Annotated in this window: 31 protein-coding genes and 1 pseudogene; 13 read left to right on the forward strand and 19 right to left on the reverse strand. The window is 51.6% G+C overall.

Translation table 11 applies throughout. The features are described from left to right. Positions 1-242 precede the first annotated feature (242 nt). Genes ABLV04_RS22720 through ABLV04_RS22740 form a run of 5 tightly spaced genes read right to left on the reverse strand, consistent with a single transcriptional unit; the run spans position 243 to position 2,425 of the window. The gene (locus tag ABLV04_RS22720; protein WP_117122707.1) at positions 243-1,058 is read right to left on the reverse strand and encodes an antitermination protein; all 816 of its coding nucleotides are present in this window, start codon (positions 1,056-1,058) and stop codon (positions 243-245) included. Continuing rightward, positions 1,055-1,351, reverse strand: coding sequence for a DUF1364 domain-containing protein (locus ABLV04_RS22725; RefSeq protein ID WP_080923154.1), 297 nt, complete (start codon positions 1,349-1,351; stop codon positions 1,055-1,057). Before ABLV04_RS22725 ends, ABLV04_RS22720 begins: the two co-directional genes overlap by 4 nt. 2 nt (positions 1,352-1,353) lie before the next feature. After that, complete coding sequence (locus ABLV04_RS22730; protein WP_072198463.1) at positions 1,354-1,560, reverse strand: hypothetical protein; 207 nt, start codon at positions 1,558-1,560, stop codon at positions 1,354-1,356. Continuing rightward, complete coding sequence (locus tag ABLV04_RS22735) at positions 1,560-2,156, reverse strand: DUF1367 family protein (RefSeq protein WP_348816220.1); 597 nt, start codon at positions 2,154-2,156, stop codon at positions 1,560-1,562. Before ABLV04_RS22735 ends, ABLV04_RS22730 begins: the two co-directional genes overlap by 1 nt. A gap of 35 nt (positions 2,157-2,191) precedes the next feature. Then, on the reverse strand, positions 2,192-2,425 hold the full coding sequence (locus ABLV04_RS22740; protein WP_102009259.1) for a hypothetical protein: 234 nt from the start codon (positions 2,423-2,425) through the stop codon (positions 2,192-2,194). Between the two features lie 1,114 nt (positions 2,426-3,539). On the opposite strand from ABLV04_RS22740, the gene ABLV04_RS22745 reads away from it, so the two are divergent. Genes ABLV04_RS22745 through ABLV04_RS22755 form a run of 3 tightly spaced genes read left to right on the forward strand, consistent with a single transcriptional unit; the run spans position 3,540 to position 5,448 of the window. Continuing rightward, positions 3,540-4,220, forward strand: a complete 681-nt coding sequence (locus tag ABLV04_RS22745) for a hypothetical protein (protein ID WP_048299385.1) — start codon at positions 3,540-3,542, stop codon at positions 4,218-4,220. A gap of 8 nt (positions 4,221-4,228) precedes the next feature. Then, positions 4,229-4,924, forward strand: a complete 696-nt coding sequence (locus ABLV04_RS22750) for a hypothetical protein (RefSeq protein ID WP_348816221.1) — start codon at positions 4,229-4,231, stop codon at positions 4,922-4,924. Continuing rightward, positions 4,924-5,448 (forward strand): hypothetical protein, encoded by a 525-nt coding sequence (locus ABLV04_RS22755; protein WP_200779632.1) that lies wholly within the window; start codon positions 4,924-4,926, stop codon positions 5,446-5,448. The genes ABLV04_RS22750 and ABLV04_RS22755 overlap by 1 nt, the downstream gene beginning before the upstream one ends. Before the next feature lie 101 nt (positions 5,449-5,549). On the opposite strand, the pseudogene ABLV04_RS22760 reads toward ABLV04_RS22755, so the two are convergent. The 8 genes and pseudogenes from ABLV04_RS22760 to ABLV04_RS22795 form a co-directional block, all read right to left on the reverse strand. After that, positions 5,550-5,757 (reverse strand): annotated as a pseudogene (locus ABLV04_RS22760) (hypothetical protein). Next, positions 5,750-5,953 carry a hypothetical protein gene (locus ABLV04_RS22765; protein WP_348816222.1) on the reverse strand — a complete coding sequence of 68 codons (204 nt, stop codon included), beginning with the start codon at positions 5,951-5,953 and terminating at the stop codon, positions 5,750-5,752. The pseudogene ABLV04_RS22760 and the gene ABLV04_RS22765 overlap by 8 nt, the downstream one beginning before the upstream one ends. Next, a complete protein-coding gene (locus ABLV04_RS22770; RefSeq protein WP_348816223.1) occupies positions 5,950-6,318 on the reverse strand; it encodes a DUF977 family protein in 369 nt (122 codons plus the stop codon). Before ABLV04_RS22770 ends, ABLV04_RS22765 begins: the two co-directional genes overlap by 4 nt. 7 nt (positions 6,319-6,325) lie before the next feature. Then, on the reverse strand, positions 6,326-7,075 hold the full coding sequence (locus ABLV04_RS22775; RefSeq protein WP_177339060.1) for an ATP-binding protein: 750 nt from the start codon (positions 7,073-7,075) through the stop codon (positions 6,326-6,328). A 2-nt stretch (positions 7,076-7,077) separates the two neighbouring features. Beyond that, positions 7,078-7,977, reverse strand: a complete 900-nt coding sequence (locus ABLV04_RS22780) for a hypothetical protein (RefSeq protein WP_348816224.1) — start codon at positions 7,975-7,977, stop codon at positions 7,078-7,080. A 20-nt stretch (positions 7,978-7,997) separates the two neighbouring features. Then, on the reverse strand, positions 7,998-8,792 hold the full coding sequence (locus tag ABLV04_RS22785; RefSeq protein ID WP_177339061.1) for a hypothetical protein: 795 nt from the start codon (positions 8,790-8,792) through the stop codon (positions 7,998-8,000). A 121-nt stretch (positions 8,793-8,913) separates the two neighbouring features. After that, positions 8,914-9,450 (reverse strand): toxin YdaT domain-containing protein, encoded by a 537-nt coding sequence (locus ABLV04_RS22790; protein ID WP_348816225.1) that lies wholly within the window; start codon positions 9,448-9,450, stop codon positions 8,914-8,916. Between the two features lie 2 nt (positions 9,451-9,452). Beyond that, a complete protein-coding gene (locus ABLV04_RS22795; RefSeq protein ID WP_110215589.1) occupies positions 9,453-9,680 on the reverse strand; it encodes a YdaS family helix-turn-helix protein in 228 nt (75 codons plus the stop codon). Positions 9,681-9,784: 104 nt separating this feature from the next. On the opposite strand from ABLV04_RS22795, the gene ABLV04_RS22800 reads away from it, so the two are divergent. The 7 genes from ABLV04_RS22800 to ABLV04_RS22830 all read left to right on the forward strand — a co-directional run bounded on the left by ABLV04_RS22800 (position 9,785) and on the right by ABLV04_RS22830 (position 16,605). Continuing rightward, the gene (locus tag ABLV04_RS22800) at positions 9,785-10,180 is read left to right on the forward strand and encodes a helix-turn-helix transcriptional regulator (RefSeq protein WP_177339063.1); all 396 of its coding nucleotides are present in this window, start codon (positions 9,785-9,787) and stop codon (positions 10,178-10,180) included. A gap of 340 nt (positions 10,181-10,520) precedes the next feature. After that, complete coding sequence (locus ABLV04_RS22805) at positions 10,521-11,030, forward strand: hypothetical protein (protein WP_016946291.1); 510 nt, start codon at positions 10,521-10,523, stop codon at positions 11,028-11,030. A gap of 646 nt (positions 11,031-11,676) precedes the next feature. Further along, positions 11,677-11,868 (forward strand): YebW family protein, encoded by a 192-nt coding sequence (locus tag ABLV04_RS22810; protein WP_080892538.1) that lies wholly within the window; start codon positions 11,677-11,679, stop codon positions 11,866-11,868. A gap of 8 nt (positions 11,869-11,876) precedes the next feature. After that, a complete protein-coding gene (locus tag ABLV04_RS22815; RefSeq protein ID WP_023282477.1) occupies positions 11,877-12,032 on the forward strand; it encodes a YdaE family protein in 156 nt (51 codons plus the stop codon). 138 nt (positions 12,033-12,170) lie between these two features. Next, positions 12,171-15,203, forward strand: a complete 3,033-nt coding sequence (locus ABLV04_RS22820; protein ID WP_348816226.1) for a RecE family exodeoxyribonuclease — start codon at positions 12,171-12,173, stop codon at positions 15,201-15,203. A 12-nt stretch (positions 15,204-15,215) separates the two neighbouring features. After that, positions 15,216-16,325, forward strand: a complete 1,110-nt coding sequence (locus ABLV04_RS22825) for a RecT family recombinase (RefSeq protein WP_348816227.1) — start codon at positions 15,216-15,218, stop codon at positions 16,323-16,325. A 40-nt stretch (positions 16,326-16,365) separates the two neighbouring features. Then, entirely contained in the window at positions 16,366-16,605 is a 240-nt protein-coding gene (locus tag ABLV04_RS22830) for a DUF4060 family protein (protein WP_022631172.1), read from the forward strand. A 220-nt stretch (positions 16,606-16,825) separates the two neighbouring features. Here ABLV04_RS22830 and ABLV04_RS22835 read toward each other — a convergent pair whose 3' ends face one another. Next, positions 16,826-18,043, reverse strand: a complete 1,218-nt coding sequence (locus tag ABLV04_RS22835) for a site-specific integrase (protein WP_049153071.1) — start codon at positions 18,041-18,043, stop codon at positions 16,826-16,828. A 146-nt stretch (positions 18,044-18,189) separates the two neighbouring features. Between ABLV04_RS22835 and sapC the strand changes: the two genes are divergently transcribed. Genes sapC through sapF form a run of 3 tightly spaced genes read left to right on the forward strand, consistent with a single transcriptional unit; the run spans position 18,190 to position 20,883 of the window. Then, entirely contained in the window at positions 18,190-19,080 is an 891-nt protein-coding gene (gene sapC / locus ABLV04_RS22840; RefSeq protein ID WP_004151901.1) for a putrescine export ABC transporter permease SapC, read from the forward strand. Further along, a complete protein-coding gene (sapD, locus tag ABLV04_RS22845) occupies positions 19,080-20,072 on the forward strand; it encodes a putrescine export ABC transporter ATP-binding protein SapD (RefSeq protein WP_023289349.1) in 993 nt (330 codons plus the stop codon). Before sapC ends, sapD begins: the two co-directional genes overlap by 1 nt. A gap of 1 nt (position 20,073) precedes the next feature. Next, positions 20,074-20,883, forward strand: a complete 810-nt coding sequence (sapF, locus tag ABLV04_RS22850) for a putrescine export ABC transporter ATP-binding protein SapF (protein WP_004203898.1) — start codon at positions 20,074-20,076, stop codon at positions 20,881-20,883. Between the two features lie 29 nt (positions 20,884-20,912). Here the strand turns inward: sapF and hutH are convergent, their stop codons facing one another. Genes hutH through ABLV04_RS22875 form a run of 5 tightly spaced genes read right to left on the reverse strand, consistent with a single transcriptional unit; the run spans position 20,913 to position 25,522 of the window. After that, positions 20,913-22,412: a histidine ammonia-lyase gene (gene hutH / locus ABLV04_RS22855; RefSeq protein ID WP_048334801.1), complete on the reverse strand. Its 1,500-nt coding sequence runs from the start codon at positions 22,410-22,412 to the stop codon at positions 20,913-20,915. After that, positions 22,409-23,203: an ATP-binding cassette domain-containing protein gene (locus ABLV04_RS22860; RefSeq protein ID WP_017900863.1), complete on the reverse strand. Its 795-nt coding sequence runs from the start codon at positions 23,201-23,203 to the stop codon at positions 22,409-22,411. The genes hutH and ABLV04_RS22860 overlap by 4 nt, the downstream gene beginning before the upstream one ends. A 1-nt stretch (position 23,204) precedes the next feature. Further along, complete coding sequence (locus ABLV04_RS22865; protein ID WP_023289347.1) at positions 23,205-23,936, reverse strand: ABC transporter permease subunit; 732 nt, start codon at positions 23,934-23,936, stop codon at positions 23,205-23,207. A gap of 9 nt (positions 23,937-23,945) precedes the next feature. After that, complete coding sequence (locus ABLV04_RS22870; RefSeq protein ID WP_117128348.1) at positions 23,946-24,665, reverse strand: ABC transporter permease subunit; 720 nt, start codon at positions 24,663-24,665, stop codon at positions 23,946-23,948. Positions 24,666-24,676: 11 nt separating this feature from the next. Next, positions 24,677-25,522 (reverse strand): transporter substrate-binding domain-containing protein, encoded by an 846-nt coding sequence (locus ABLV04_RS22875; protein ID WP_023289345.1) that lies wholly within the window; start codon positions 25,520-25,522, stop codon positions 24,677-24,679. Positions 25,523-25,632 lie beyond the last annotated feature (110 nt).

Genomic DNA, 25,632 nt, shown 5'->3' on the forward strand with positions numbered 1-25,632 from the left:
CTTATAAAGAATATTTACAGTTCCTTAATATTCCTTAAGTTTGGCGCATGGCATTTTGATTCAGATCACACTTTATAGCCGATTTCAGGCATTTATTTTCAAAAACACAAAACCCTGCAGTAGCAGGGTTTATATGAATGTTTTCGCTCAGGCGCTTTATTCCACGATTTAAAATATACACGACAACTTCGGACAAAATCAAGCACCTTGCACTTAAAATGCAAAATAATGTGCCCATTTACTCAATCAGCTGTTGCTCGTTGAAACTCTTTATCTGCCCTCTTCTCTTCCCTCCAGCACAGGTCCACCAGCGCATCGCAGAAAGGTTTCCAGTTGCGTGTCCATGTTCTGATGTGCAGGTCTGGGATAAGCGTCAGAATCGCTTTATAAGCAGCAGTAGACGGCATCGTTGAAAAGCCATTCCCCGAACAGCGCTCACAGATTTTATATACCGGAGCTCCCTGCTCTCTTGTCGCTTTGCGGTCCAGAACCCGGCCAGAACCACCACAGCGGCAGCGAGCATTTATTTTCCCCTTACCGTCACAGGCTTCACATTTAGCGCTTATGCTGGCTGTTACTTCAGTCCACTTATCCCAGTCGGAAGGACGGACAGCACGGGATTTTTTAGCCCAATATGGTGCTTTGCCCCACGGATTAGAAACTTTGCGTTCCGTGGTAGTGGTTTCAATCTTTCCGGTGCCACTGCATACCTTGCAGACTCCCGTTGTTTGCGCGGACCGGGAATACTCCGCAAAAGCAAACTGCGCTAAAATCAGGCAGCAGCGCCCCAGCTCTTTACCCGCCGTTTTGCGTACGTTCTTCGGTGCGGTTTCAATCGCATACCGCGCTAGCGCCTGGACGGCCAACTGCTCATCTGTCTTGCTGATGCCAGCTTTGCCGAAAAATGCAGCCAGGCCGAATCGTGCACGACTGCTGGTGGTACCGATGGCCGCCATAACATCTGTTCCGGTCAGGCGATTTGGTGTTGTGCTTTTCACGTCATCGTTGATATGCATACCCTGAGGGCTGAAATGTTTTAAGGATGCTTCGAGTTTCATGCTTTCAGTAACCCCTCTTTTTTCCATATAGCCAAAGTTCTGAGCACGCCTTCGGCATGCATCAGGCGCAGTTCGTCGCGGGTGAAATCGGTGGTTCTCTTTCTGCCATCAATGAGATCGTGGCAAGCACTGCAGGCAATAGCGCCCTGTGTATCGTCCGGCTTGCATCCAGTTCCGCAGGTACCCGCCAGGCGGTAGTGCGCCAGTACGCTGGTTTCAGGATTGCCATTGCAGTACCCGGGGATCCGTACTGTGCATTCACGGCCTCGGGCCGCTTTGCGAAGATTCGCCATACTCACCCCCACATCCTGTTGCGCCAGCGGGAGTCTGGCCGCGGCGGATTTTTGTCCTCCACCAGCTGTGCGCTGACGGTCCATGTCATAAAGTCAGGGTTTAAGCTTCGTTCGACCTTTACACCCCGCTGACGATATCTCGCTACCAATTCTTCGGCCTGCTGCGTTGTGCATTCGAGATGGTGAAACCATGAGCGTTTCATCGGCATCACCCCGCGAAGCTTAAAAGCTGGCTGGCGGCGTTCTCAGCTTCCTGCAGGCTGTTGAACGAACGAGAGAGGATCCACCGCCAGAGAACATCAAGCGATGCTTTGTACAGTTCCTGGAACTCGCATTCGTCCATGCTGGCGAAAGAAATACTGCGGGGGTGTTTTTTCAGCGTGCCATCCGGCAGCTGTATGGCGTCATAGTGGCCGGCTTCAACGATGACCCACGCCCGGTAAGCATCGAAGGATTTGCAAATACTGATATAGCCGGATCGCTTCTCGGCTATTCGGTCGAGATATTGCCCGGCGGCATCAAGCAACGCCGATTCACTCCCGCCATATGCAGCAAGGTATTTGGCGTAACCTGTGATAAGCCTGCGCTCATTAGACGAAATCGCCCCGCCGGTAGGTTCCCAATATTCAAAACCGAGATTGAGTAAAGCAAAGTAACGGCGGTGAAACGCCGGATTGCGGACAAGCTTAAAGTCGGCCTCCAGAACGGCACCGAGCTTGCATTTTGATTGCAAGAAATCGCTGGTCTCCTGCGTGGCAGGGATCAGTAAACCTTGTGACTGCTTTATTAAGTGCAATTGCGCCATGGTTTCTCTCCGTGGCGCAGTAGGTCAACGGTTGTTCAGGCCGTTGATTTCATATTATCAGAAGGCGGGATAACCCGGTAGCCGAGGCGATGCAGAAAACTGGTCATTGCGTTGAGATTAAATACTCCCTCGTCCTCAAGCAGTGGTCGCATAGAAGTAATACCATTTGCCGTGTATACCAGAACCCGGCCTGCTGCCCTGATGCTGCCAACAACTTCACCTGTAGAACGTTTAACCAGATCGTAGTACTCATCACTCTCACTGCGCATCCCTACCTCCCGGAAGCAAAACCAAATACTGTGTTTTTATACAGTATAAATTAATGTTAAATCACTTACATGTGAAAATTTCACGGTAGCGGAAGATATGATGGCGGATGAAGGTCGTCCTACAAGCCCCTAATTTTCAAAGAAGATAACCAAAATCGAAACTTTGGTGCTTTTGTTTATTTTTACCGGTTGACGGAGGTAAAAGCTTTGCACGTTGGCCAAAGGCATATTTTGTGTGTTGTACAAGTCCCTATTTGATCAATGCAGTGATGAAATAGCAAAATATGGTATTAAGTTAAAATAACCGAAGATTTTGCAGCATTAAAATCCAAATTATTTTGAAATATCCATATGACATATTGCACCGTCCTTCTGACAAAAAATGAGTAATGGTTAATGACAAGAAACAAGTGCTAATAAGCACCAGTGCAGATTTGGTTAATTAGGTGAAACTTCTGGTATTCTGCTTGGCCTTCTCCTGATAGTGTGCGCAAGGACGAAAGCAGTCGCTCATCGCAGGAAAGGTGGAAGTGGAGCTTAAGAAATCGTCGGAGTAAGCGAGACCAGTACTTAACCTTACTAAACATCTGGATGCGATCTAGGTGAGCCTGTCTGTTCCATTAGCTTGTACCAGTCGCCTAGAAATGACGACCGACTAGAGCAGCACTTACTTAGTTACGGCAGGATAAAAGCCCGCAGAGATTTAACGGGCTGATTCAATAACAGAATCTAGAGACATCAAGAACTACAACACAATAACCGGGCAGAATTTTATGTTCAACGTCACAAAGCAAACACCACAAGATATAGGTGTTTATAAATCTTGCATTGTATATGAATTTGAATAACCAACATGATGACCTCTTCAACTGATAAGGCCATCATAAAGCTAAGTCCCATTTAGGGAACAATGGCGGTTATCCGCGGGTATCTTTTCGTTGTTCTGGGATATATATCGAATCGCAACCTCTACTACCGTCCGTTGCCGTCGCGTCGAGCCCTTTAACGTATCTAATTGTTTTTTATCAAAAAAAAATATCCCACCACCTTCTTTTATTTATAACCAAAGCCCTGTATGATACAAAGTAAGATTACTTAATAAATGGAGTTTTATATGCCTATTCTAGCATCAAGTTATGCATTTAACTTTATCACGAATAATATACAAATATCTCCCGATAGCGAGGGAGTTACCAAACTAGTTCCAATTATTACACAAGGATTTTTACCCTCCATAAATGACGAAATTATAAATGGAGTTCCTGCAAAAATATTAAAGCTTGAAAAAAACGAAGACAATGTTGGAGCAGCCATCTTATTTAGAGGCGATATTATTGCAATTGAGATCTCCAGTGATAATATATTAGAGCCAACGTTAATCGAACAAAAATTAACTTCAATAATTAGCAGTTTATCTCCTTTTTTAAATAACTTAAAGGCGAAAAGAATTTCTAGTGTTATCAACATAATAACTGATAACAGTGATAAAGCCTTTGAGGACAAAATATATAACTCTTTCTTCAAGGATGAAAATAATTTATTTGAATGGTCTGTGAGGAAAGTTAGTGAGAAAGATATTGATGGCGAACAAACATATAATCTAATAACCGTACATAAAGGTCATTCAATAAAATCACAAAACGGTGTTTTTCAAAATATAAAAACAATCACTATTACAGCTGATAATAATACCGTACCTTTAAACCAACTTGAACGCTTTGATTTCAGTTATAGTAGTTTACTTAGCAAGCTTTTCTCTAAGTCTCTCGAAGATATTCATAGCATCATAAAATGAGGTATGTTATGAATAACAATAATGTTAAAGATTTTTCCGTAAACTATAACTTTCACAACTCATATATTCCTACTACCAACGGTTATGTGATCAATGATGCCAATCTCTTTTGGTATCATAATGTTTTTTCAGATTTTAATGAGACAATATTTACACCATCCGATGAACTTGATATCAAAACAACAGAAGCGCATTTCAAGCCTGTACAAACTGATATCATTGGTGACTTACAACATAATATTGTTAATAAAAAAAATAACATATCGCCCGTTGACACTGATTTTATATCCAATAAAATTTACAATCATTTCATTTTTGATGAAATATCTTTTGACACAATATCAAAGACTAAATATATAATTGATCGATTAATAAATGAGTATGGTTATCAACAAGTAGACTACGCTCTTCTCAACTTAATTAGTCGCACAATTTTCATTAGCAATGATGACGAAAAAGTCATAAAATTCATATGCTTGCTATCTTCAGTTTCTGTTAGTGACATTCCTCTTTCATTTTTTACAACAATAGTTTCATTTTACAATCATAAATCGGACTCTGTTAAAGAGGCTGTAATTATGGCTGTTGAGTATTGGGAAACTAAAGACGCAATAACTTACATTGAAATGATGGAACCATTCAAAAGGCCATATTTGGAAAAATACAAAAAAAGCGTATTGACTTATCTTAAGGAGTTACCTTAATGGTATTTTATATAAGAAAAGTTGAAAAAAATAAATGGGATTACTTACCTCCGGAGGATGGCGATCATTTGCATATGGGTACTGATGGTGTAACTAATTGCTGTAAAACAAGCAATAACACGTTATCCATTTGGGAAACTCCTAATAACAATCCCGATAGTAATGAAAATAAACAAATAATTGTAGCTATTAATACTGCGGGAGATCGACCATCTACTACGGATTTTATTTTTATATCTGATGCTGAAATATCACAACTAGGAGTCTCTATCTCCCATACTCCTGATTCGGCAACAACACTAATAAAATCGATGAAATGCAAGCATTATGATATTAAAGACTTGAATATTGACTCCTTGGGTAAAATTGGGATGTTAATTCATCAGAAAGTTAACGATGACAAACAAATCTATCGAAAAACTGTTGGTGAAATTAAGAAGGAAACTGTTTCACTCTTTCCTGATAAGACACCAGAGGCTAATGACATCAAAACTAAAGATAACTGGGCTGCCTTATACAAGTAACCGCAAAAGGTGTGTTATATAACATAATAACACACCTTATTTTTAATTTTAGCTACCGAATTGGTTGCCGCCTAGCTCATTTTGTTGCCCACAAGCACAAGCTATACCCTAGAAAACGTCTCACACGAATGGTCATTAGAAACAGGTTCGAACGTTGCATTGAGAATGGTAGCATCGCTATCGACATCGATATAGAGCGCAATTTTTTTTCTCCAGGCGCCCTTTGGCTTCCTGCAGCTGCATATCCCGGCAGGCATGCGGGATATATTCCGCAATCTGTGAAATAGCCTTTTCGTTCTGTTTAATAATGCTTCACCTCGATAGGCTTGATGGTGTCGAGCAGCAGCCGGCGGCGCGTATTTTCTGCAAAGTGACGGCGCCCGGTTTCTTTGTGGTAAAACTCGTTTTTGCCGACGACCCACATCCGCTCTGTCTGGTTCAGTTTTTTTACCTGCGGACCGTCTTTGGTGATCACGGTGCCGGTATGGGTTTTTACGATTGTCATACAGACTCCCGGGCTGAAGATGCAGGCGCGCAGGCAAAAATGGCTTCTTGAATATCGAGGAAACGCTGAAAAACAGGACTGCCAAGCAGGCTGTAATTCATCCCTGACGCTGCCTTTGGCACCATCCCAAGCCGCTTCATGTCAAAGTCGATGACGGCCCGCTGATCGCGGAACAGCCCCAGACGACCATGCCGGACAACCTCGCCAGTCGCTTCTGCTTCGGAAAAATACCGTTGGACAGTAGCGCGGCTCAGCCCCAGCTTTTTCATTGCCTCAGTGGTCGTTAGGCGCCCCTGATGCCTGGTGATCCGAATCACTGCGCGGACGTACTCTCTGCGCTCAACTGCTGAAAATGCTCTAGCCATACATACCTCACTTAACGACACGCAAATGGCGCACGTTTTTGCGATAGCTGTCCCATTCAAAATTCACCCACATACCGCCGTCCATCTGGAGACGGTCAAGGATCCGCATGCCCAGTGTTTCCTTCAGCGAGTCATAATTCAGGTTGGTTAGGATGCCTACAGGCCGCATGGAGGACAGTCGGCGATCGATAACCTGATTCAGGATGACTTTTTCACCGCTGCTTCCGCGCTGAATACCCACCTCATCCAGAATGAGCAGGTCCACATGGCACAAATCGTCCAGCAATGACGCCTCTGACTGCCCGCCGTCGTAACATTCCCGAACACGCAGCATGAGATCCGGAATGGTTACCACCAGCACAGAGCGACCACCAGCCAGCAGGTGATTTCCGATTGCCGCCGCCAGATGATTTTTCCCGGTGCCTGGCGCTCCGCTGAATACGAAGCTCGCAAACCCTAAGCCGAATTGCTGCGCGTAACTTTTCGCCATCGAGAGCGCCCGACGCTGGCCATCCGACTCAACCTGATAGTTAGCGAATGTGCAGCTGCGGTGCAGATCCTGAATTCCAGCACGTCCAAAGATTTTCTCTGCACGTGCGCGCTGGTTTTGTTTTTCCAGTTCCTCGCAGCACTTACGGCTTTCTTCGGCTTGCCAGGCACGCCATTCATCAACGCTGCCAAATTTTGGCTGAACGCCAGGGGGAATGAGTTTTTTCAATCGCTCCAGTGCATTTCCGGTACCAACAATGTTTTTCATCGCTACCCCCTGAATCCCGATGGGATGTTTTTGTCAGGCTCCGAAATCTGATTGGGATCTCGTGCGCCTGGCGTCTGCTGAATCGCCCAGGGCTCGCTGAAATGCATACCGGGACCAAAAAACGTTTTCGCCTGTTTCACGTACTGCGTGTTCAGAATTCCCTCGGCTTTAACGAAAGCCGCGTAACGCTCCACACCTGCGAGGATTTCCGCCGTAGTGGTTCCATCCCTGATTCGGGCATTCCAGGCTTTGAAGGCATCGGATTTGCTGTTACCCCCTGCCCGCTTGGGATAAACCGACCAGACCTGCTCGAACTCATTCGGGTAAATTTTTTGGGGATCAGGTTTATCGCCTTCGTCCTGGTTCTGAACGTCTGGGGGTGTGGCGAAGCCATGCCCCGAACTATCTTCTTCCTGTTCCTGTTCCTGTTCCTGTTCCTGCTCCTGATCCTGTTCCTGGTTAAGGAACGGTTCAAGAACCCTTTCGGAACCCTTTAGTTTTGCGATGCCGATGTGGGATATTGCCGAGGCTAAAACCCGCGCCAGCTCTGGCTTAACCGTAGATGTGTCCGGGACCTGATCAAACAAACGCAGTGCTGCAATTCCCTGGTTTGGGTTTTCAACTGAATTCCAGGTCAGAAAGTTACGAATTAGCACCCATTTCGATGACGAATCACGCGTTGCGAAACCGTTAGCCGATAGTTCATCAAACCCTTTCGAAACCCTTTCAGGAGTCCAGGCTAAGTCTTCCGAAACATATCCATCAGGCAGCCGGAAACACCCAATCATGTTCGTGTGTTGCCCGGTGAGCAGGTACAGCGCCAGCAACCGGGCATCATCCGATACCCGGCGCATTCCATCGCTAATCCAAAAAGATGTGTGCACCTTGCCGTAATCACGCATAGAGACCCCGTTGTTGCTTCTTAAACTGGTGTGTTTTCATCACCAAGCACCCACCGCAAAGCCGCTGCGTATTCGCCGCTGGCGGTTTGAAGTTGCTGGGTGATTTCCTTACGGGATTTAAGACGCGGCTTTGTGTCTCCAAGGACAGCGCGCTGGCGGCGAGCTTTCTCGTGGCCGGTTGTGCCAGCGGTCGCCGCTTTTATTTCGGCTACCTTTTCCCGCTGTTCTTCGGGTTTTAGTGATGCAAGTTGACGCGCCTGGGTAATGGTCACTATGCCGGACTCTACCGCGTCTTTGACTGCCTGAGTGGCATCCAGCAGTGATAGCGTTGCGCGTACTGTCTGGACACTCACGCCAAACATCAGCGCTAAATCGTCCTCGTCGTGGCCGCGCTCCAGCGCATCAGCCATCTTTTTGGCTCGACCCAGCGGCGTATCAGCCTGGCGGATTTCGTTTGCGCTGACCATTGCCTGAGCCATTCGAGCGGCAGAACCGCGTTTAGTTACCGCAGGAACCAGCAATGGAGAATCACCCTGTTTAACCAGGCGCTTATTAGCCTCCAGGGTATGACGCACGCGCTGACGGCCATCAACCACACAGGCCAGCCCGCTTTCGGGGTCCTTCCAGACGATGATGGGCTCAAGCACCCCCTGATCCATGATGTTCAACACCATCGCCTCGTTGATAGGCAGGTGAATACGTTCATCGTAAAGCGGGTGGCTCTTATCGGTGACCAGGTGCAAGTTTTCTGGCTCAAACATCAGAACGTTTGTCTTGCCGCTGGCGCCGTACGCGTCGATCGAGTTTTTAGCCATGGGCGCCCCCGTTATTGAAATTCAGTTGGTTCGTGTTCATAATTTCCCCTGTGAATTGATCCAGTTAATTCGCAACGAAAGCCGTAGGTGTTGCAGCACCGCGGCTTTCTGAATTCCAGCATCACGTCACTCCTAGCATTGAAGTGACAATGGCCATCAACGGAGCCGTTAACTCAGGGTCTATCCGGAACATCTCGACAATTCCCTCGCTCAGTTCTTTCAGCTTCTGATGGCGTGGAGCCCCCACAGCAACGGCAATCTTTGCTTCGCTGGTTTCTTTTTCCAGACGAGCCAGGCGAGACATAAAATTGTCTACGGGAAAAAGACGGTGACGGTATTCCAGCGGAAGAACGGCCATGATCGCCGGTGTAAGAAGGCGAACATACTCGCGATAGCGCTCAGACTCGGCCGGGTTGTCCAGGTAGCGAAATAGCTTTTGTCGGGCTCGGCTTATGTCTTCAGGAAAGTCGATCTCCTCGCCGCCCTGCTGTCGCCACTCATCGATGATGTGTGCCGACACAACATCCTGCTCTTCAGCTGCTGCCCAGGCACGAACGGCAGAGCGAATACCGTCGTGATCTGCCTCTCTCTGTTGATTTCGCTTTATCAGAGCGCCGGTGTTGAATCCGGTATTTTGTTGAAAGGAAAGTATTTGCATGGTCAGCCTTCCTCTTTCGGTAGGCCGTCTGTTGGATTTGGATAAAGATCAGGGCGAAGTTCGTGAGGTGTAACGCCTGTAACCTGAAAAATAGAGGAAATGCGGCCCTGAGGCACAAGCCCCCCACAACGTTTTTTCCAATGACTAATTGTCATTGATGAGACGTCCAATTTTTCAGCTAGCTTTGTTGCGTTACCAGCATTTTTTATGGCTTTCTCTAATGCATTCATAAGTGACTCCTTAAAGGTTACGAATCAAATTAAACATTATGTTTATTTTAATGTCAACTTTATGAATGTTGTGGGCGTAAACATTTAGTTTAAAATCGTGATATATGAGAAAAAATACGCACCAAGCAGATAACCCGCAGGTCCAGCGGCTTAACGAAATCATTGAGAAGAAGCGCATATCAAAAGCTGATATCGCGAGGATCTGTGGTGTGAGCGCACAGTCTGTTAACAACTGGTTTGTGCGGGGCGCAATAGGAAAAAGCTCTGCGATAAAGCTCGCGGATGCGCTTGGCGTCAGCCTTGAATGGGTTTTAGGCCAAGATGTGGGCTCTAAAGACGGATTGAGACCTGACGAGCGAAGGTTGCTTGAGCTTTACAACCAACTGCCAAACGAAGAAGAACAACAGAACATGCTGCGGATCGTATCTCTACGCTTGAAGGAACTCGACGAACTGTACGCGAAGTACATGGGGCGGCGGATTAAGGATGATACGGAGTAACACTCCCCGTATGATTTAGCAGTCCCCTAGCGAACACAGGAAGCATGACTAGCCATAAGTTTCTTGGTAAAGCGTTTTTGTGACCCTTGATGTAATTGAACGCGAGGCAATAAATGGACTTAAGTTGGATTCCTGAAGGGCTCAAGCAAGTAAGGCTTCTGTGGGAGTCAATTTATGACAAATCCCCTACGCTCGCATATTTCGTTGTTATTGCTATATTTTCTTTCCCATTTTACTGCTTGCATACGTGGACTAAATTCAGCAGGAGAGAGCGTGATTTAGATGATAGAGTAGATGATGCATGGCGGAAATCTAAGGCGCGAGAGAAGATGAAGAGGTGATGATGATGATTATTGTTGCTGTTATCGCAGTGCTGGTTCTTTATGCGTACTGGTATGCCTGCCGCGCATCTGCTTTGGATGAAAAAGAGAAGCTTTCTAAAGTCACGATAGATTATTTTAACGATGATCGAGCTCCAAGCAAAATGAAGGATATGGCTTATTTTTCATATCTGTGTGCTGGTAGGTGGTGGTTTTTCTCTTCTGTATGCATACTCGTTCCGTTTGTTTTGTTGTTCACAAAAGATAACCAGGTTGAAAGCGCTAATAAGTCGATCGACAAAGGTGAAAACGTTAACTTTCAAGATGTTATGAACCTAATCGTATCTGTAAATATCAAACGCCATCCTTTAACATCCATCTTTTTCGCAGCCATTGCTCTTCTTCTTGCAACGGCTGCGATTTTCATAAGGATGATTTTTGGTGGAATTAAAAAAATCCCCCGCTTTAGTTCCAGCATCCTTTACGCTATTGTCTTCATGCATACGATTCGAAAAAAAGCGCACAACTAAACTGAAAACCGGCCACCGCGCCGGTTTTTTTATGTCCACTTCCCTATGACGTTCACGGCTTCCCACATGTTGTTCGATCAAGTGTCCATCCACAACAAGATCCACTACAGCCAAACTTAATGCATGAGTATCAGCCCCGCCGTATCCTCGTCGTAATCCATAGCCGCCCCTTTCTGATGGTTTTATAGCCGCTCGCTGCTTTAAAACAATGCAGCCAAGGCCTGTACCCGCCCCAAAACATAAACTTTTTGTTTATATACGCACACTCATTTAGTTGACACAATAATAAACAAAGTGTTTAATTACCCTGTAACAACAAACCACCCAGGCATGGAGCCCACGAAGTAGCTGCCGGCGGCATACGAAACACCGGATGAGGTGGAGAGATCAACGCGCAGTAGGTTTAAACGTTCCGCTGGCCACGTAATGGCTGAGGTTGAAATGAGTAAGCACGGCATCAGAGCCATGGTCATTTCGGTAGTAATTGGACTCTTCATCTGGATTGCGCTCTTCAGCGCGCTGCGGGAGTTATTTCTATGATTGATTTCGCACGCAAACCCGCTCGTCAGCAGGCTGTTCGTTTAAGTCCGCTGTCAGCTTTCATCCGCCGGATGTGCTACATGCTCGCGCAAAAAGGAGACCCTTCATGAGCACGATGTTTGCCCTGGTTCTCACCGTCAACATGCTGACGGGCGGTAATCAGGATGTCCTGCTCGGCGTTTACGACACAGAGAATGACTGCAAGGCAGCTGCAGAAGAGCAACACGTGAAAGCTGAATGTTATCCGCTGAAAGGTGTACTGGACGAGCATCCGGCCGGATTCACGGTGCAAATGTAGGGGGAGGAATGCAGAAGAAATGCGGTTACTGCCGTAAAGCAATCGAGGGAAAACCAGTGGTAAGCACCCTGTTGTACCTCCAGGGGAACCAGCTCGCACGGAAAGAAAAAGAGTATTGCTCTGAACGTTGCGCCTCTCACGACCAGATGGCTCACGAGGGCTAACGTAAACCCGCCGAAGCGGGCTGTACGTCCGGTGACACCGACCAAAGTTCCACCGGAAATTACCAATAACCAATGACCACCCTGAATGGGCGCTACCAATGGCCCGGGGGATTCTACATCCAAAATAGAGGCTATCACATGGAATATTTTTATCTGATAAAAGCGACTCAAAAATCGGGTAAAGCTGATGCCGTAATCTGGCGCACTAATAAATCAGAAGCTCGCGCCCTTCTGCAGTTGGACGTCGATCTGGAAGACGCTGGGATCGAAACAGGCCGCGGCAAAGACTATCAAAAACCTATTCGCACCGATTTCCCGGTATTCAATGACCTGCCGGCGGAAGGTGTTCTCGATTACTCATGGTGCGAACGCTACCAGCTCGGTGATGATGGTCGCACCTGGGCTCTGAAGCCAGGTCAGGCGCCTCATCACATCGATGATGCCGGAGTATCCGCTGAGCCCGTTAGTGGCGAGCTGGTTGATGCCAATACTACTGGCGACGCGGCACAAGGTGAGACCGTGGAAACTTTCGGTAGCGATGAATACCAGGACGATTCGAGCGCGCTTTTTAACGTGGCAGAACTCCCCTTTCGCGCTCAGCTGCTGGCGCAGTATATGGCCGAAGAACGCCACGTTTATCATATCAGCATGCCTCACCGGCAGGAGCTGTCAGTTCTTGAAATGGACACTGATAACGCAGCCGTCCAGGATCTGATTCTGGCCGCCGAGAATATCCCTGAAATCAAAAAATACGATATGCCGGCGCTCTGGAAATTCACCAGTGCCAATAAAAAAGTCTTCCCGGAAGGGAAGCGGCATGAGCTCGGCAAGCGTATCCAGTTTGCAAAGCTGTGGTTCGCCACGAACGCTATCGACCGCGGCATTCTCACCAGGGAATGGGCTGCCGGTAACTGCATTTCTTCGGTTTTGAAAACCGATGCAAGTACGAATGCTGGCGGCGGTAATAAAACCGATCGCAACCCTGACTACACCCATACCCTTGATACGCTCGATGTAGAAATAGCCCTGGCCACAATGCCAATGGATTTCGATATCTACAATTTCCCGGCATCAATTCACCGCCGGGCCAAAGAGATCGTTCAGAAGAAAGAAAGTCCGTTCAAGGAATGGTCTGCAGCGCTGCGCAAGGTTGCAGGCATCCTGGATTATTCCCGCGCAGCGATTTTTGCCCTTATCCGTGGCGCCACCAGCGATATTCACCATTTCCCGGTAAGTCTGCAGACCTATATCAATGCGAACCTGACCGAGCATAAGCATGACGCCCCTTCTGCTGAGACGCTTGAAAAAGCTGGTCATGTTTCATCTGCCGCCGTCACTCTGGACGCTGTGAAAAAGGCTATCGATGGAGATGAAGGTGTGCCTGACCTGGAAACTCTCCCAACTGACTTTCAGGTAATTGGCACCGAACTGGTGAAAGAAGCTCAAAAGAAACGTCCTGACGCTGATCAGGTTCTGGCCGCCGAACGTGGCGAATATGTCGAAGGTATCAGTGACCCCACGGATCCGAAGTGGATAACCGAAGACCTGACCAAACCCAGAGCCCCGGAAATTGCAAATCTCGGCGGCGGAATGTTTTCAATTGAAGGCCTTATAACTTCACCGGCTACTAATGCCACCGAAGAAGGAACCACCAGCAATGTGCAGATGGAAACGGCTCAGCCGGTCGAAGACGAAAATGATAATGCGGTATCAGCAGGCGAAGGCGCTGATGAGCCTCCTGCGCAAACAACTGCCGTGAACATGAGCAAAATACTGGCTGAACGCTGCCCGGATCTTACCGCCGCAGTGCTGAATAGCCAGGTTTCCGAGAGTGCTCACAGTGATGATGAGGAAGAGGCTGAACAAATAGCGCCAGCATGGCCGGAGTATTTCGAGCCAGGTCGATATGAAGACGTGCCAAATGAGGTCTACCACGCCGCTAACGGCATCAGTTCCACGATGGTTAAAGATGCGCGGGTTTCGCTGATGTATTTCGAGGCGCGCCACGTATCCAAAACTATCCAGAAGGTACGCTCCCCTGTTCTTGATATGGGCAACCTGGTGCATGCACTGGCGCTACAGCCTGATGAGCTGGAAAAAGAATTCAGCATCGAGCCGGAAATCCCGGAAGGCGCTTTCACCACGACTGCGACGATCCGCGCGTTTATCGACGAATACAACAACGGGCTTCCGGTTTTGCTCAGCGCAGATGACATCAAGAGATTCCTGGAGGAATACAACGCGACCCTGCCCGCCCAGGTTCCTTTGGGTACATCAGTTGAAGAAACCGGCCAGAGTTATATGTCTTTGCCTGCTGAGTTCCAGCGCATTGAAGACGGTCAAAAGCAAACCGCTACCGCAATGAAGGCATGCATCAAGGAATATAACGCTACTCTGCCCGCCCAGGTGAAAACCAGCGGCAGCCGCGATGCCTTACTGGAACAGCTGGCGCTTATTAATCCTGACATGGTTGCTCAGGAAGCACAGAAGGCGCAGCCCCTGAAAGTCTCTGGCACAAAGGCCGATCTGATTCAGGCCGTGAAATCGGTTAAACCGGATGCCGTGTTTGCCGATGAGCTGCTGGATGCATGGCGCGAGAACCCGGAAGGAAAAGTGCTGGTTACCCGCCAGCAGCTGGCTACGGCACTGGCCATTCAGAAAGCACTCCTGAATCACCCGACCGCCGGCAAGTTATTGACGCACCCGAGCCGTGCCGTCGAGGTGAGCTATTTCGGCATTGATGAGGAAACCGGGCTGGAAGTTCGCGTGCGTCCTGACCTTGAGATAGACATGGGCGGCCTGCGCATCGGTGCGGACCTGAAAACCATCAGCATGTGGAACATCAAGCAGGAAGGCCTGCGCGCCAAATTGCACCGGGAAATCATCGAGCGCGATTACCACCTGAGCGCGGCTATGTACTGCGAAACCGCAGCCCTTGACCAGTTCTTCTGGATATTCGTCAACAAAGACGAGAACTACCACTGGATCGCCATCATCGAGGCATCCGGAGAACTGCTGGAACTCGGCATGCTGGAATATCGCAAAGCAATGCGTGCCATCGCGAACGGTTTCGACACTGGCGAATGGCCGGCGCCAATCACTGAGGATTACGCCGAAGAACTCAACGATTTTGATGTGCGCCGCCTCGAAGCGCTGCGCGTACAGGCATAAGGGGATATGACTATGGAAAACACAAACATCATCACATCTGAACAGCAAGTGCCAAACAATATATCTGCAAACAACTCCATTTTTAACGTTCGGGCACTGAGCCAGTTAACGGCGTTTGCAGAACTAATGTCTGCGGCCAGCATTGCGATCCCGGTTCATCTCGCAGGCAAACCTGCCGACTGCATGGCAATCGTTATGCAGTCAATGCAATGGGGAATGAACCCTTACGCTGTCGCACAAAAAACGTTCTTTGTAGGTGGAAAAATCGGGTACGAAGCCCAGCTCATCAGCGCAATCCTCAGCAGTACGGGAGCCATCCGCGGGCGTTTTCATTATGAATACGAGGGTGACTGGTCTAAATGCACCCGCTCGAAAGAAGTTACAACTACAAAATCCGGAAGAAACGGCAATTACGAAAAGACAGAACGTATACGAGCCTGGAGTGATGAAGATGAAGAAGGCTTGTATGTGCGGGCTGGGGCGGTAATTAAAGGTGAAACTGAGATTACTTGGTGTGAACCCGTTTATCTTTCAAGCGTGGTAATTCGAAACTCGCCACTTTGGGCAACTAATCCTAAGCAGCAGATTGCTTATCTCGCGACAAAATACTGGTCTCGTATCTACTGCCCTGCCGCAATCATGGGTTTTCAGGATGCTGATGATCTTGCCTATCGCGAAGAGAAAGTTATCAATCCAGAGCCTGTTCAACGCATGAGTATGAAGGAAATCACCTCTGATGTTGAAACGACCACCAGCGCGCAAGAGCCTGCATCTAACGTCGACTCTGTTGCTGACGAACTCCGAGACCGGATTGATACAGCTGACTCAGTGGACCAGGCCAAAGCCATTCGTGCAGACATCGAATCACAGAAAGCTCTGCTGGGTACTGCTTTGTATACCGAACTGAAGAGTAAGGCGGTGAAACGCTACTACCTTGTTGATGCGAAGAACAAAGTTGAGGCCGCCATAAATTCACTCCCTAACCCGGGGGATCCGGAAGCAGAAGCATTATTCGCGAAGGCAGAAAGCACCTTGACCTCATCGCGCCGCCACCTCGGTGATGAACTGTATGACAAGTTCCGCATCACCCTGGACGACATGAAACCGGAATACGTGGGCTAACCAGATCGGGAGAGGAAACTCTCCCGATAAAGGAATGTATATGCGATTGATTAACCGAAGCAGACACTCCCCTCTGGGCCGCCAGGCGTGCGATGCCGCGCTGGCAAAACACGTTGAGCTTTATGGAGCTTACGGGCGACAGAAAACGAAGAGAACTTATACGGTGGTGGTTCAAGGCTCAAAGATCACTGTAGAAGTTGTTAACAGAAAAAGTAGCTATGTGGCCACAGCCATGAGCTGCGCACGCCGGCTACACCATCTGCCTGGACAATGTAACTAAGGGGTTTTTATGACTAATACATCTCATAAATCAGATGAAATTTTGATAACCGATGACGTTCTGTCCAGATACAAAATATCGCGCAGCACACTCTATTTCTGGAGCACCCCATCCCGGATGCCCTCTTACTTTGCTCAGCCATTCCCGCAGCCTAAAATAAATGGCAGCCCTAAAAGGTGGAGACTTTCAGACTTGCTGGCCTGGGAAGATAACGTGGGGATCAAACCAGAGACTGACCAACCAGCTTCTCAAGATGATCCTGCCAAACAGCAAGCCAGTGACGCTGATCATCCAGATAATCATGCAGGTTATAACGTGCCATGACACCTGCCATATGATGGCCAAGCAGTTTTTCCACAACATGTGGCGGCGCACCTAATTCAGAAAGGCGTGTCGCCACTGTTCGCCTGAGGTCATGGAGAGACCAGGGTTTCATGCCTGTTTTAGCTATAATCTGAGCAGAAAACAGAGCGACGTTTGGTTGTAGTGGAGGTCTGTCATCTTCTGGCCCCCTGTAACGTGACAGTGTCACAACGTGTTTTGAAACTGACGTTTCCTTCTCTGCTAACATCATTCTTACTACTGCCTCGGGAAGTGCCCTCCTGACCGATTTCCCGGTTTTATAATCGCTTGCCGGAATGGTCCACGTTTGCTCATGGAAATCGAACCACTCCCATCTTGCTGTTCTGATCTCTGTACTCCGGCAGCCAGTCATGATGAGAAACTTCATTATCAGCTGTTGTCTGTACTTCAATTCAGGAAGGATGTTCCAAACTGTTTTGATTTCCTCATCACTCAATCTGCGATCTTTTACGGATGCTGTGAGACCTACGTCAGAGCGCCTAAGGCTCTCAATTGGGTTCACATTAATTACCCCTCGATTGGAGCAGAAACGGAACGTACGCTGCATCAGCCCCAGCATCTGACCAGTGACAACTCTTCGCCCCATGCCATCAAAAAGGTTAAGCCAGTGCGCTTTAGTGGTCTGATCAACAATCATGTCCCCCAGCACAGGCGCTATATGGTTATTGAAGTCCCGCCGGTTAACCTTGATTTTCACAAGACCTTCAGGGATGCAGTAATACTTTTCCCAGTAATCGAAAGCCTCTTTAACGGTGAGTGCTTCGACTTTTTTCTGTTTCTCCAGAACTGTTTGCCGTCTCGGATCGAGTCCTTCTGTCAACCAGGCCCTGAACTGCTGTCTACGTTCGCGAGCTTGAGATAAGGAGGTGGTTGGATAATCGCCAATCGTTAGCTGAGCGGCTTTCCCGTTCCATCTGTAGCGGTAAAAGAATGTTATACTGCCGGAAGTAGACAACCGGACATTCAGACCATGAGCGTCCGAAATGACCTCGATCTGGTCTCTCTTTTTGCCAAGAGCTTTTCTTAATTTTGTGTCGGTAAGCAATGTGTACACTCCGGAAGACGATATACACATCAGTGTACACATTTTACTTAAATTGATAACCTTCAAATCAATGCAGAACACACAAAATTAAAGCACTCTATGCTGGCAAGATGTTGTTATTAGCGGGATTTTTGAAAAGACTTAAAGCATGACTAACAAACTTAAAACGGATTCATATGCCCTACGATAGCGTTTATCTGGAAAAGCGTCCGCCCGGCGCGCTGCGCACCGTATGGCGTAAATTCTATGGCGACACCACGGCGATGATCGGCCTGTACGGCTGCGCGGGGCTGCTGCTGCTTTGCGTCTTCGGCGGCTGGTTCGCCCCCTACGGCATCGACCAGCAGTTCCTCGGCTACCAGCTGCTGCCGCCATCGTGGTCGCGCTATGGGGAAGTCTCTTTCTTCCTCGGAACCGATGACCTGGGGCGCGATGTGCTCAGCCGACTGCTGAGCGGCGCGGCGCCGACCGTCGGCGGCGCTTTTGTCGTCACCCTCGGCGCCACGCTGTTTGGCCTGGTGCTGGGCGTCATTGCCGGATCGACCCACGGCCTGCGCTCGGCGGTGATGAACCATATCCTCGATACCCTGCTCTCCATCCCCTCGCTGCTGCTGGCGATCATCGTCGTCGCCTTTGCCGGGCCGCACCTCAGCCATGCGATGTTTGCCGTCTGGCTGGCGCTGCTGCCGCGCATGGTGCGCTCCGTCTACAGCATGGTCCACGATGAGCTGGAGAAAGAGTACATTATCGCCGCCCGCCTCGACGGCGCGTCGACGCTGAATATTCTGCTGTTCGCCATCCTGCCCAATATCGCCTCCGGCCTGGTGACCGAGATCACCCGCGCCCTGTCGATGGCTATTCTGGATATCGCCGCGCTGGGCTTTCTTGACCTCGGCGCTCAGCTGCCTTCGCCGGAATGGGGAGCGATGCTGGGCGATGCGCTGGAGCTTATCTATGTTGCGCCGTGGACCGTGATGCTGCCCGGGGCCGCGATTATGCTCAGCGTACTGCTGGTCAACCTGCTGGGCGACGGTATTCGCCGGGCGATCATTGCCGGGGTAGAATAATGCCGTTACTCGATATTCGTCACTTAACCATCGAATTTAAAACCAACGAAGGCTGGGTAAAAGCCGTCGACCGCGTCAGCCTGACCCTGACCGAAGGCGAAATCCGTGGCCTGGTGGGGGAATCCGGCTCCGGGAAGAGCCTGATCGCCAAAGCTATCTGCGGCGTGACAAAAGACAACTGGCGGGTCACGGCCGACCGCATGCGTTTCGACGACATCGATCTGCTGCGGCTGTCGAACCGCGAGCGCCGGAAACTGATCGGCCACAACGTGTCGATGATATTCCAGGAGCCCCAGTCGTGCCTCGACCCCTCTGAGCGCATCGGCCAGCAGCTGATCCAGAGTATCCCTGGCTGGACCTACAAGGGCCGCTGGTGGCAGCGGCTGGGCTGGCGTAAACGTCGGGCCATCGAGCTGTTGCACCGCGTCGGGATTAAAGATCACAAAGACGCCATGCGCAGCTTCCCCTATCAGCTGACCGAAGGCGAGTGCCAGAAGGTGATGATTGCCATCGCCCTGGCCAACCAGCCGCGCCTGCTGATCGCCGATGAACCGACTAACGCTATGGAGCCCACGACGCAGGCGCAGATTATCCGCCTGCTGACGCGGCTCAACCAGAACAACAACACCACCATTTTGCTGATCAGCCACGATCTGCAGATGCTCAGCAAATGGGCGGATAAAATCAACGTCATGTACTGCGGGCAGACGGTGGAGAGCGGGCCCAGCGAAGAGCTGATCACCCTGCCGCATCACCCCTACACCCAGGCGTTAATCCGCGCGATCCCGGATTTTGGCAGCGCCATGCCGCATAAAAGCCGTCTCAACACCCTGCCGGGGGCGATACCGCTGCTGGAGCAGCTGCCCATCGGCTGTCGGCTGGGGCCGCGCTGCCCGTACGCCCAGCGCGAGTGTATTGAAACCCCGCGTCTTACCGGGGCGCGCAATCACCTGTACGCCTGTCATTTCCCGCTGAACATGGAGAAAGAGTGAAATGGTCGAAACATTGCTGGAAGTGCGCCAACTCAGTAAGACCTTTCGCTATCGCACCGGCTGGTTTCACCGCCAGACGGTGGAGGCGGTTAAGCCGCTGAGCTTTACCCTGCGCGAACGGCAGACGCTGGCGATTATCGGCGAGAATGGCTCCGGAAAATCCACCCTCGCGAAGATGCTGGCGGGCATGGTGGAGCCCACCAGCGGCGAGGTGCTGATCGATGACCATCCGCTGACCTTCGGGGATTACTCCTACCGCAGCCAGAAGATTCGCATGATCTTTCAGGATCCGTCGACGTCGCTAAACCCGCGCCAGCGCATCTCGCAGATCCTCGATTTTCCGCTGCGGCTGAATACCGACCTTGACGCCGAAGCGCGGCAGAAACAGATCATCGACACCCTGCGCATGGTCGGCCTGCTGCCGGACCACGTCAGCTACTATCCCCATATGCTGGCCCCGGGTCAGAAGCAGCGTCTTGGCCTCGCCCGGGCGCTGATCCTGCGCCCGAAGGTCATCGTCTGCGATGAGGCGCTGGCCTCGCTGGATATGTCGATGCGTTCCCAGCTCATCAACCTGATGCTGGAGCTGCAGGAGAAACAGGGCATCTCTTACATCTATGTCACCCAGCACCTGGGAATGATGAAGCACATCAGCGATCAGGTGCTGGTGATGCATAACGGGGAAGTGGTTGAGCGCGGCAGCACCGCCGATGTGCTGGCCTCACCGCTGCACGACCTGACACGACGCCTGATCGCCGGCCACTTCGGTGAGGCTCTCACCGCCGACGCCTGGCGCAAAGACGGCAAATAGCGCCGTCTCATTCACCTCGCCCGCTGACCTCACGCCGGCGCGTGGCCAGCGGTTCGCTTAAGGATGGCCACCGCGCTGGCGATGTCCGGCGCCAGCCAGCGATCGTCCTCCCAGCCAGGCACGCTTTCGCGCAGCAGGTCTCGCGCCCGGCGCGTGCCCGCCGCCAGCTTCTGCGGTTCGTGAAAATCGAGCCCCTGGGCGGCGAGTAAATATTCGATGCCCAGGATCTGATAGAGGTTGCCCAGCAGGCGCTGCAGTTTCAGCGCTGCGCCGGTGCCCAGGCTTAAATGATCCTCCTGCAGACCCGAGGTAACAAAATTATCCAGCACCGCCGGCTGCGCCAGCTGCTTGTTTTCCGCGCACAACGACGCGGCGACGTACTGGGCAATCATCATGCCTGAATTCACGCCCGGTCGGGCGACCAGGAACGCCGGCAACCCGCTCACCAGAGGATTCACCAGCCGGTCAAGGCGTCGTTCAGCGATGGCGCCCAGCTCAGCCATGGCAATGGCCAGCAAATCGCAGGCCATCGCCACCGATTCGCCGTGCGGATGCGCCTGGGAGACCACCCGCCACTGCTCAACGGTTCCCAGGATCAGCGGATTATCAGTACAGGCGTTGAGTTCGATATTTATCTGCGTCTGCGCGTGGCTAAACTGATCGCGGCAGGCGCCATGCACCTGAGGCATCGAGCGAAGGCTTAGCGCATCCTGGGTGCGAAGTCCTTCACTTTCGGCCAGCAGACGGCTGTCCGCCAGCAGCTCACGCAGCCGCTGGCCGCTGGTCTGGATCCCGGGGCTGGCTTTCAGCGCCAGGATCTCGGCATCGAATGCCACAAGCTGGCCGCGCAGCGCTTCAAAGCTCATCGCGCCGGTTACATCGGCCCAGTTCATTAAGCGCTCGGCATCGTCTAAAGCCAGACAGGCCAGACCGGTCATGCACGGCGTACCGTTGACCAGGCTCAGCCCCTCTTTCGCTCCCGGCGCGATGGGCTGCAGATCTAGCTGCGACAGGACCTCTGCCGCTGGCCACGTTCGCCCCTGCCAGAGCACATCGCCAATCCCCATCAGGGCCAGGCCAATGTGCGCCATATGCGTTAAATAGCCAACTGACCCCTGGGAGGGCACCTGAGGGGTGACGCCATGCTGCAAAAACGCCAACAGCTGCTGCACTATCCCGGCGGAGATCCCGGATTTACCGTGGCTGAAATTGGCCACCGCGGCGCACATAATTGCCCGGGTTGGGGCGACCTCCAGCAACGGTCCCACCCCGCAGGCGTGGCTGAGCAACGTATTGCGCGACAGCTGGTGTAGCTGCGCTTCCGGCAGCGTAATATTGCACAGCGCCCCCAGCCCGGTGTTGATCCCATAGGCTACCTGACCGGCTTTAACGATATGCTGGACAATCGCCCGCCCTTGCGCGATACGCGACCAGGCGCTGTCGCTGAGGCTCAAGGTCGCCTCGCCCCGCGCAACGCAAGCCACCTCCTGCCAGCGTATCGGCGCATCGCCCCACTGGATCATTTTCATACGACCTGTCCTGGCTGTTGGTGGCTGGAGATAAATTGCTTGAAGCGCGCGGACCCCTGGCTGCCAAACAGCGCCTCTGGCGCACCGTCGCAGTCAATCGTCCCCTGGTGCATAAAGACCACCCGGTTGGAAACATGGCGGGCGAATCCCAGCTCGTGGGTGACCACCAGCATCGTCCGTCCCTCCTCCGCCAGGCTGCGCATCACCTTTAGCACCTCGCCGACCAGTTCGGGATCCAGCGCTGAGGTAGGTTCATCAAAGAGCATGACGTCCGGCTCCATGGCCAGCGCGCGGGCTATCGCCACGCGCTGCTGCTGGCCGCCGGAGAGCTGCGCAGGATAGAAATCCTTTCGGTTCAACATCCCCACTCGCTCCAGCAACTGCTCAGCCTGTTCAATGCAGGTTCGTTTGTCCCGTTTAAGCACATAATGCGGCCCCTCAATGACATTCTGCAGAACCGTCATATGCGACCAGAGGTTAAAACTTTGGAAAACCATCCCCAGCCGCGAGCGTAGGCGCTCTATCTGCCGGGGGTTCGCCGCCAGCCGATGCCCACGGGCATGATGCTTCATTTCAATCGTCTCGCCGCCGACGCTGACCACTCCGGCATCGGGCGTTTCCAGCAGGTTAATGCAGCGCAGCAGCGTACTTTTACCGGATCCGCTGGCGCCGAGGATCGAAATGACATCGCCCTGCTGCGCCTGGATGGTGATCCCCTTCAGGACATCCAGGGAGCCAAAGGACTTATGAATATCGCTGACCGATAAGGTCACCGGACGTGAATCGAGCATCTTACTCTCCTTTGGTTATCGGCTTGAGCGACACGGTCGCCGGATTTTGCCGGGTATGCGGGGTTAAACGCCGTTCAAGCAGGGCGTACAGCTGCACAATGATGAAATTGAGCAGCAGGTAGATGGCCGCCGCGCAGAGGAATACCTCCATCGTCCGGTAGGTACGCTGAATAATCTGTTGGGCCACCCCCGTGACGTCCCAGACGGTCACCAGGCTTGCCAGCGCCGTCGACTTGACCAATAAAATGGCCTCCGTGGAGTAGGCTGGCAGCGCATAGCGCAGCATCACCGGGGCAATGATCCGCCGCAGCAGCAGCCAGCGCGACATACCGCAAGCCTGGCCGGCTTCAATCTGGCCCGGCGGTATCGCCAGCAACCCGCCGCGCAGAATTTCCGCGGTATAGGCCGCCGTACAGAGCGCCAGCGCCAGAACGGCGCAGATAAAGGGTTCGCGCAGCAGCGGCCACAGGAAACTGTGGCGGATCACCCCAAACTGACCCAGCCCGTAATAAATGAGAAACAACTGGATCAGCAATGGCGAACCGCGAAAGATCAGGATATAGCCTTTGGCGAAACCGCTTGCCAGCGGCCAGCGGCTCATTCGCAGCGCCAGAACGCCAAGAGCCAACACGCCGCCGAGCAAAAAAGAGCAGATAAAGAGCCCCAGCGTCACCGGCAGCGCCGCGCCGAGCTTCAACAACGTCTCACCGAGAAAGGCAAAATCGATAATCATATGGGCTCCTTACGCCTGCGCGGCGCTGCGACGCAGCCAGGCGCGGTTCAGACGGCTCTCCGCCCGGGTAAACGCGCGGTTAGAGAGCAGCGTCAGGATCAAATAGCAGCCGCCGCCGATGAGATAGAACAGGAAATAATCGCGGGTAGAGCCAGCGGCAATCTGGCTGGCGCGCATCAGTTCAACCATCCCGGTCACCGATACCAGCGCCGAGTCTTTGAGGCTCATTTGCCAGACGTTGGACAAACCCGGCAGCGAATAACGGACAATCTGCGGCAACAGGATGCGCTGCAGGATCCGCCAGCGCGGCATGCCAATGGCGGAAGCCGCCTCCACTTCACCGGGCATCAGCGCCAGACGAGCAGCACGGTAGACTTCCGCCTGATACGAGGAGGAGATCAAGCCAATCGCCAGGGCGCCAATCAGAAATGGCGGAACCTCAATAAAGCCGTCTGCGCCAAACAGACGCCCCAGCCATGAAATCATCCCTGAGCCGCCAAAATAAAACAGATAGATCACCAGTAATTCAGGGATACCGCGGAATACCACCGACCAGGCGGCGCCGAACCAGCGCGCTGGCGCGTGGCGGGACAGCTTCGCGGCGGCGATAACGCCGCCCACCCCCGAACCGACGGCCAGCGCCGCGAGCGACAGCAGCAACGTAGTCAGCGTTGCGCTGAGGATCAGCGTCCCCCACCCGTTTTCACCCAAACTCAGAAGATTTAACATGGTTGCCTCGCTCAGGGAGTCACGTCGCTTTTAAACCATTTCTCACTCAGTTTTTTTACCGTCCCATCGGCCAGCGCCGCCTGAATGGCGCTATCCAGTTTCGCTTTGAGTTCGGTATCGGCGAGGCGCACGCCCATCGCCTCACCGCCTCCCCAGATTGGGCCGCTCATCAGCGGACCGCTCAATGCCAGATTGCTATTCTCCGGGCGAGACAGGGTGGTGTTGGCAAAGGTAATATCATCAAACACCGCGTCGATGCGCTCAGCCTGCAGGTCGAGGATCGCATCCGCTGAGTTGTTATATTCCCGGACGTCAGCGATATCCTTGAAATACTTATCAATAAACGGCGTGTACACGGTGCCGGACGCGATGCCGATGGTTTTCCCTTTCAACGCCGCGCGCAGCGGCGCAATCGCCGCCTGAATCTCTTTCTCATTATCATGAAGCTTGACCGCTGGCGAAGGCGGTAGCAGCGACCCTTTTACCGCAATGAAAGAGGCCGGCGTGGCTGCGTATGCCTGGGTAAACGCCACGACCTTCGAGCGCTCTGGGGTGACGACGATAGCATCCATGATCACGTCATATTTTCCGGCGTTAAGTCCGGCAATCATGCCATCCCAGTTCTGCACCACCAGTTTGCATTCGATCTGCATCCGCTGGCATAAATTCGCCATAAGCTCGGGCTCGAAACCGCTGAGTTTCCCTCCGGGAAGGGTTAGATTCCAGGGTTCATAGCCGCCTTCCGTAGCGATGGTGATCGATTTCCACTCTTTAGCGTATGTTGAGCCACCAGACAGCAGTAGCCCCGAAAACAGGGTGACCAGGCAGGCCTGGCGGAAAGTAATACGCTGTTGCATTTTCATTCTCCCGATCGCGTTTTGTCATGATGGCTCTGGTCAAGGCGATAAAATAATTCGCAGATGACTGCTCATGTATATACAAGCATTGACAAACCCGCACACGCGCT

The sequence above is a fragment of the Klebsiella sp. JN_Kp127 genome, assembly GCF_040062505.1.
GTDB lineage: Bacteria > Pseudomonadota > Gammaproteobacteria > Enterobacterales > Enterobacteriaceae > Klebsiella > Klebsiella quasipneumoniae.

What these genes read in the sequence shown, in the direction of transcription:
- ABLV04_RS22805 (WP_016946291.1), top strand. Translation starts at nt 10,521, where the DNA reads ATGATGATGATTATTGTTGCTGTTATCGCAGTGCTGGTTCTTTATGCG.
- ABLV04_RS22800 (WP_177339063.1), top strand. Translation starts at nt 9,785, where the DNA reads ATGAGAAAAAATACGCACCAAGCAGATAACCCGCAGGTCCAGCGGCTT.
- ABLV04_RS22795 (WP_110215589.1), bottom strand. Translation starts at nt 9,680, where the DNA reads ATGAATGCATTAGAGAAAGCCATAAAAAATGCTGGTAACGCAACAAAG.
- ABLV04_RS22825 (WP_348816227.1), top strand. Translation starts at nt 15,216, where the DNA reads ATGGAAAACACAAACATCATCACATCTGAACAGCAAGTGCCAAACAAT.
- ABLV04_RS22865 (WP_023289347.1), bottom strand. Translation starts at nt 23,936, where the DNA reads ATGATTATCGATTTTGCCTTTCTCGGTGAGACGTTGTTGAAGCTCGGC.
- ABLV04_RS22835 (WP_049153071.1), bottom strand. Translation starts at nt 18,043, where the DNA reads ATGTGTATATCGTCTTCCGGAGTGTACACATTGCTTACCGACACAAAA.
- ABLV04_RS22735 (WP_348816220.1), bottom strand. Translation starts at nt 2,156, where the DNA reads ATGGCGCAATTGCACTTAATAAAGCAGTCACAAGGTTTACTGATCCCT.
- sapF (WP_004203898.1), top strand. Translation starts at nt 20,074, where the DNA reads ATGGTCGAAACATTGCTGGAAGTGCGCCAACTCAGTAAGACCTTTCGC.
- ABLV04_RS22820 (WP_348816226.1), top strand. Translation starts at nt 12,171, where the DNA reads ATGGAATATTTTTATCTGATAAAAGCGACTCAAAAATCGGGTAAAGCT.
- hutH (WP_048334801.1), bottom strand. Translation starts at nt 22,412, where the DNA reads ATGAAAATGATCCAGTGGGGCGATGCGCCGATACGCTGGCAGGAGGTG.
- ABLV04_RS22745 (WP_048299385.1), top strand. Translation starts at nt 3,540, where the DNA reads ATGCCTATTCTAGCATCAAGTTATGCATTTAACTTTATCACGAATAAT.
- ABLV04_RS22720 (WP_117122707.1), bottom strand. Translation starts at nt 1,058, where the DNA reads ATGAAACTCGAAGCATCCTTAAAACATTTCAGCCCTCAGGGTATGCAT.
- ABLV04_RS22730 (WP_072198463.1), bottom strand. Translation starts at nt 1,560, where the DNA reads ATGCCGATGAAACGCTCATGGTTTCACCATCTCGAATGCACAACGCAG.
- sapD (WP_023289349.1), top strand. Translation starts at nt 19,080, where the DNA reads ATGCCGTTACTCGATATTCGTCACTTAACCATCGAATTTAAAACCAAC.
- ABLV04_RS22870 (WP_117128348.1), bottom strand. Translation starts at nt 24,665, where the DNA reads ATGTTAAATCTTCTGAGTTTGGGTGAAAACGGGTGGGGGACGCTGATC.
- ABLV04_RS22810 (WP_080892538.1), top strand. Translation starts at nt 11,677, where the DNA reads ATGAGCACGATGTTTGCCCTGGTTCTCACCGTCAACATGCTGACGGGC.
- ABLV04_RS22875 (WP_023289345.1), bottom strand. Translation starts at nt 25,522, where the DNA reads ATGCAACAGCGTATTACTTTCCGCCAGGCCTGCCTGGTCACCCTGTTT.
- ABLV04_RS22740 (WP_102009259.1), bottom strand. Translation starts at nt 2,425, where the DNA reads ATGCGCAGTGAGAGTGATGAGTACTACGATCTGGTTAAACGTTCTACA.
- sapC (WP_004151901.1), top strand. Translation starts at nt 18,190, where the DNA reads ATGCCCTACGATAGCGTTTATCTGGAAAAGCGTCCGCCCGGCGCGCTG.
- ABLV04_RS22750 (WP_348816221.1), top strand. Translation starts at nt 4,229, where the DNA reads ATGAATAACAATAATGTTAAAGATTTTTCCGTAAACTATAACTTTCAC.
- ABLV04_RS22755 (WP_200779632.1), top strand. Translation starts at nt 4,924, where the DNA reads ATGGTATTTTATATAAGAAAAGTTGAAAAAAATAAATGGGATTACTTA.
- ABLV04_RS22775 (WP_177339060.1), bottom strand. Translation starts at nt 7,075, where the DNA reads ATGAAAAACATTGTTGGTACCGGAAATGCACTGGAGCGATTGAAAAAA.
- ABLV04_RS22780 (WP_348816224.1), bottom strand. Translation starts at nt 7,977, where the DNA reads ATGCGTGATTACGGCAAGGTGCACACATCTTTTTGGATTAGCGATGGA.
- ABLV04_RS22860 (WP_017900863.1), bottom strand. Translation starts at nt 23,203, where the DNA reads ATGCTCGATTCACGTCCGGTGACCTTATCGGTCAGCGATATTCATAAG.
- ABLV04_RS22725 (WP_080923154.1), bottom strand. Translation starts at nt 1,351, where the DNA reads ATGGCGAATCTTCGCAAAGCGGCCCGAGGCCGTGAATGCACAGTACGG.
- ABLV04_RS22770 (WP_348816223.1), bottom strand. Translation starts at nt 6,318, where the DNA reads ATGGCTAGAGCATTTTCAGCAGTTGAGCGCAGAGAGTACGTCCGCGCA.
- ABLV04_RS22830 (WP_022631172.1), top strand. Translation starts at nt 16,366, where the DNA reads ATGCGATTGATTAACCGAAGCAGACACTCCCCTCTGGGCCGCCAGGCG.
- ABLV04_RS22785 (WP_177339061.1), bottom strand. Translation starts at nt 8,792, where the DNA reads ATGGCTAAAAACTCGATCGACGCGTACGGCGCCAGCGGCAAGACAAAC.
- ABLV04_RS22815 (WP_023282477.1), top strand. Translation starts at nt 11,877, where the DNA reads ATGCAGAAGAAATGCGGTTACTGCCGTAAAGCAATCGAGGGAAAACCA.
- ABLV04_RS22765 (WP_348816222.1), bottom strand. Translation starts at nt 5,953, where the DNA reads ATGACAATCGTAAAAACCCATACCGGCACCGTGATCACCAAAGACGGT.
- ABLV04_RS22790 (WP_348816225.1), bottom strand. Translation starts at nt 9,450, where the DNA reads ATGCAAATACTTTCCTTTCAACAAAATACCGGATTCAACACCGGCGCT.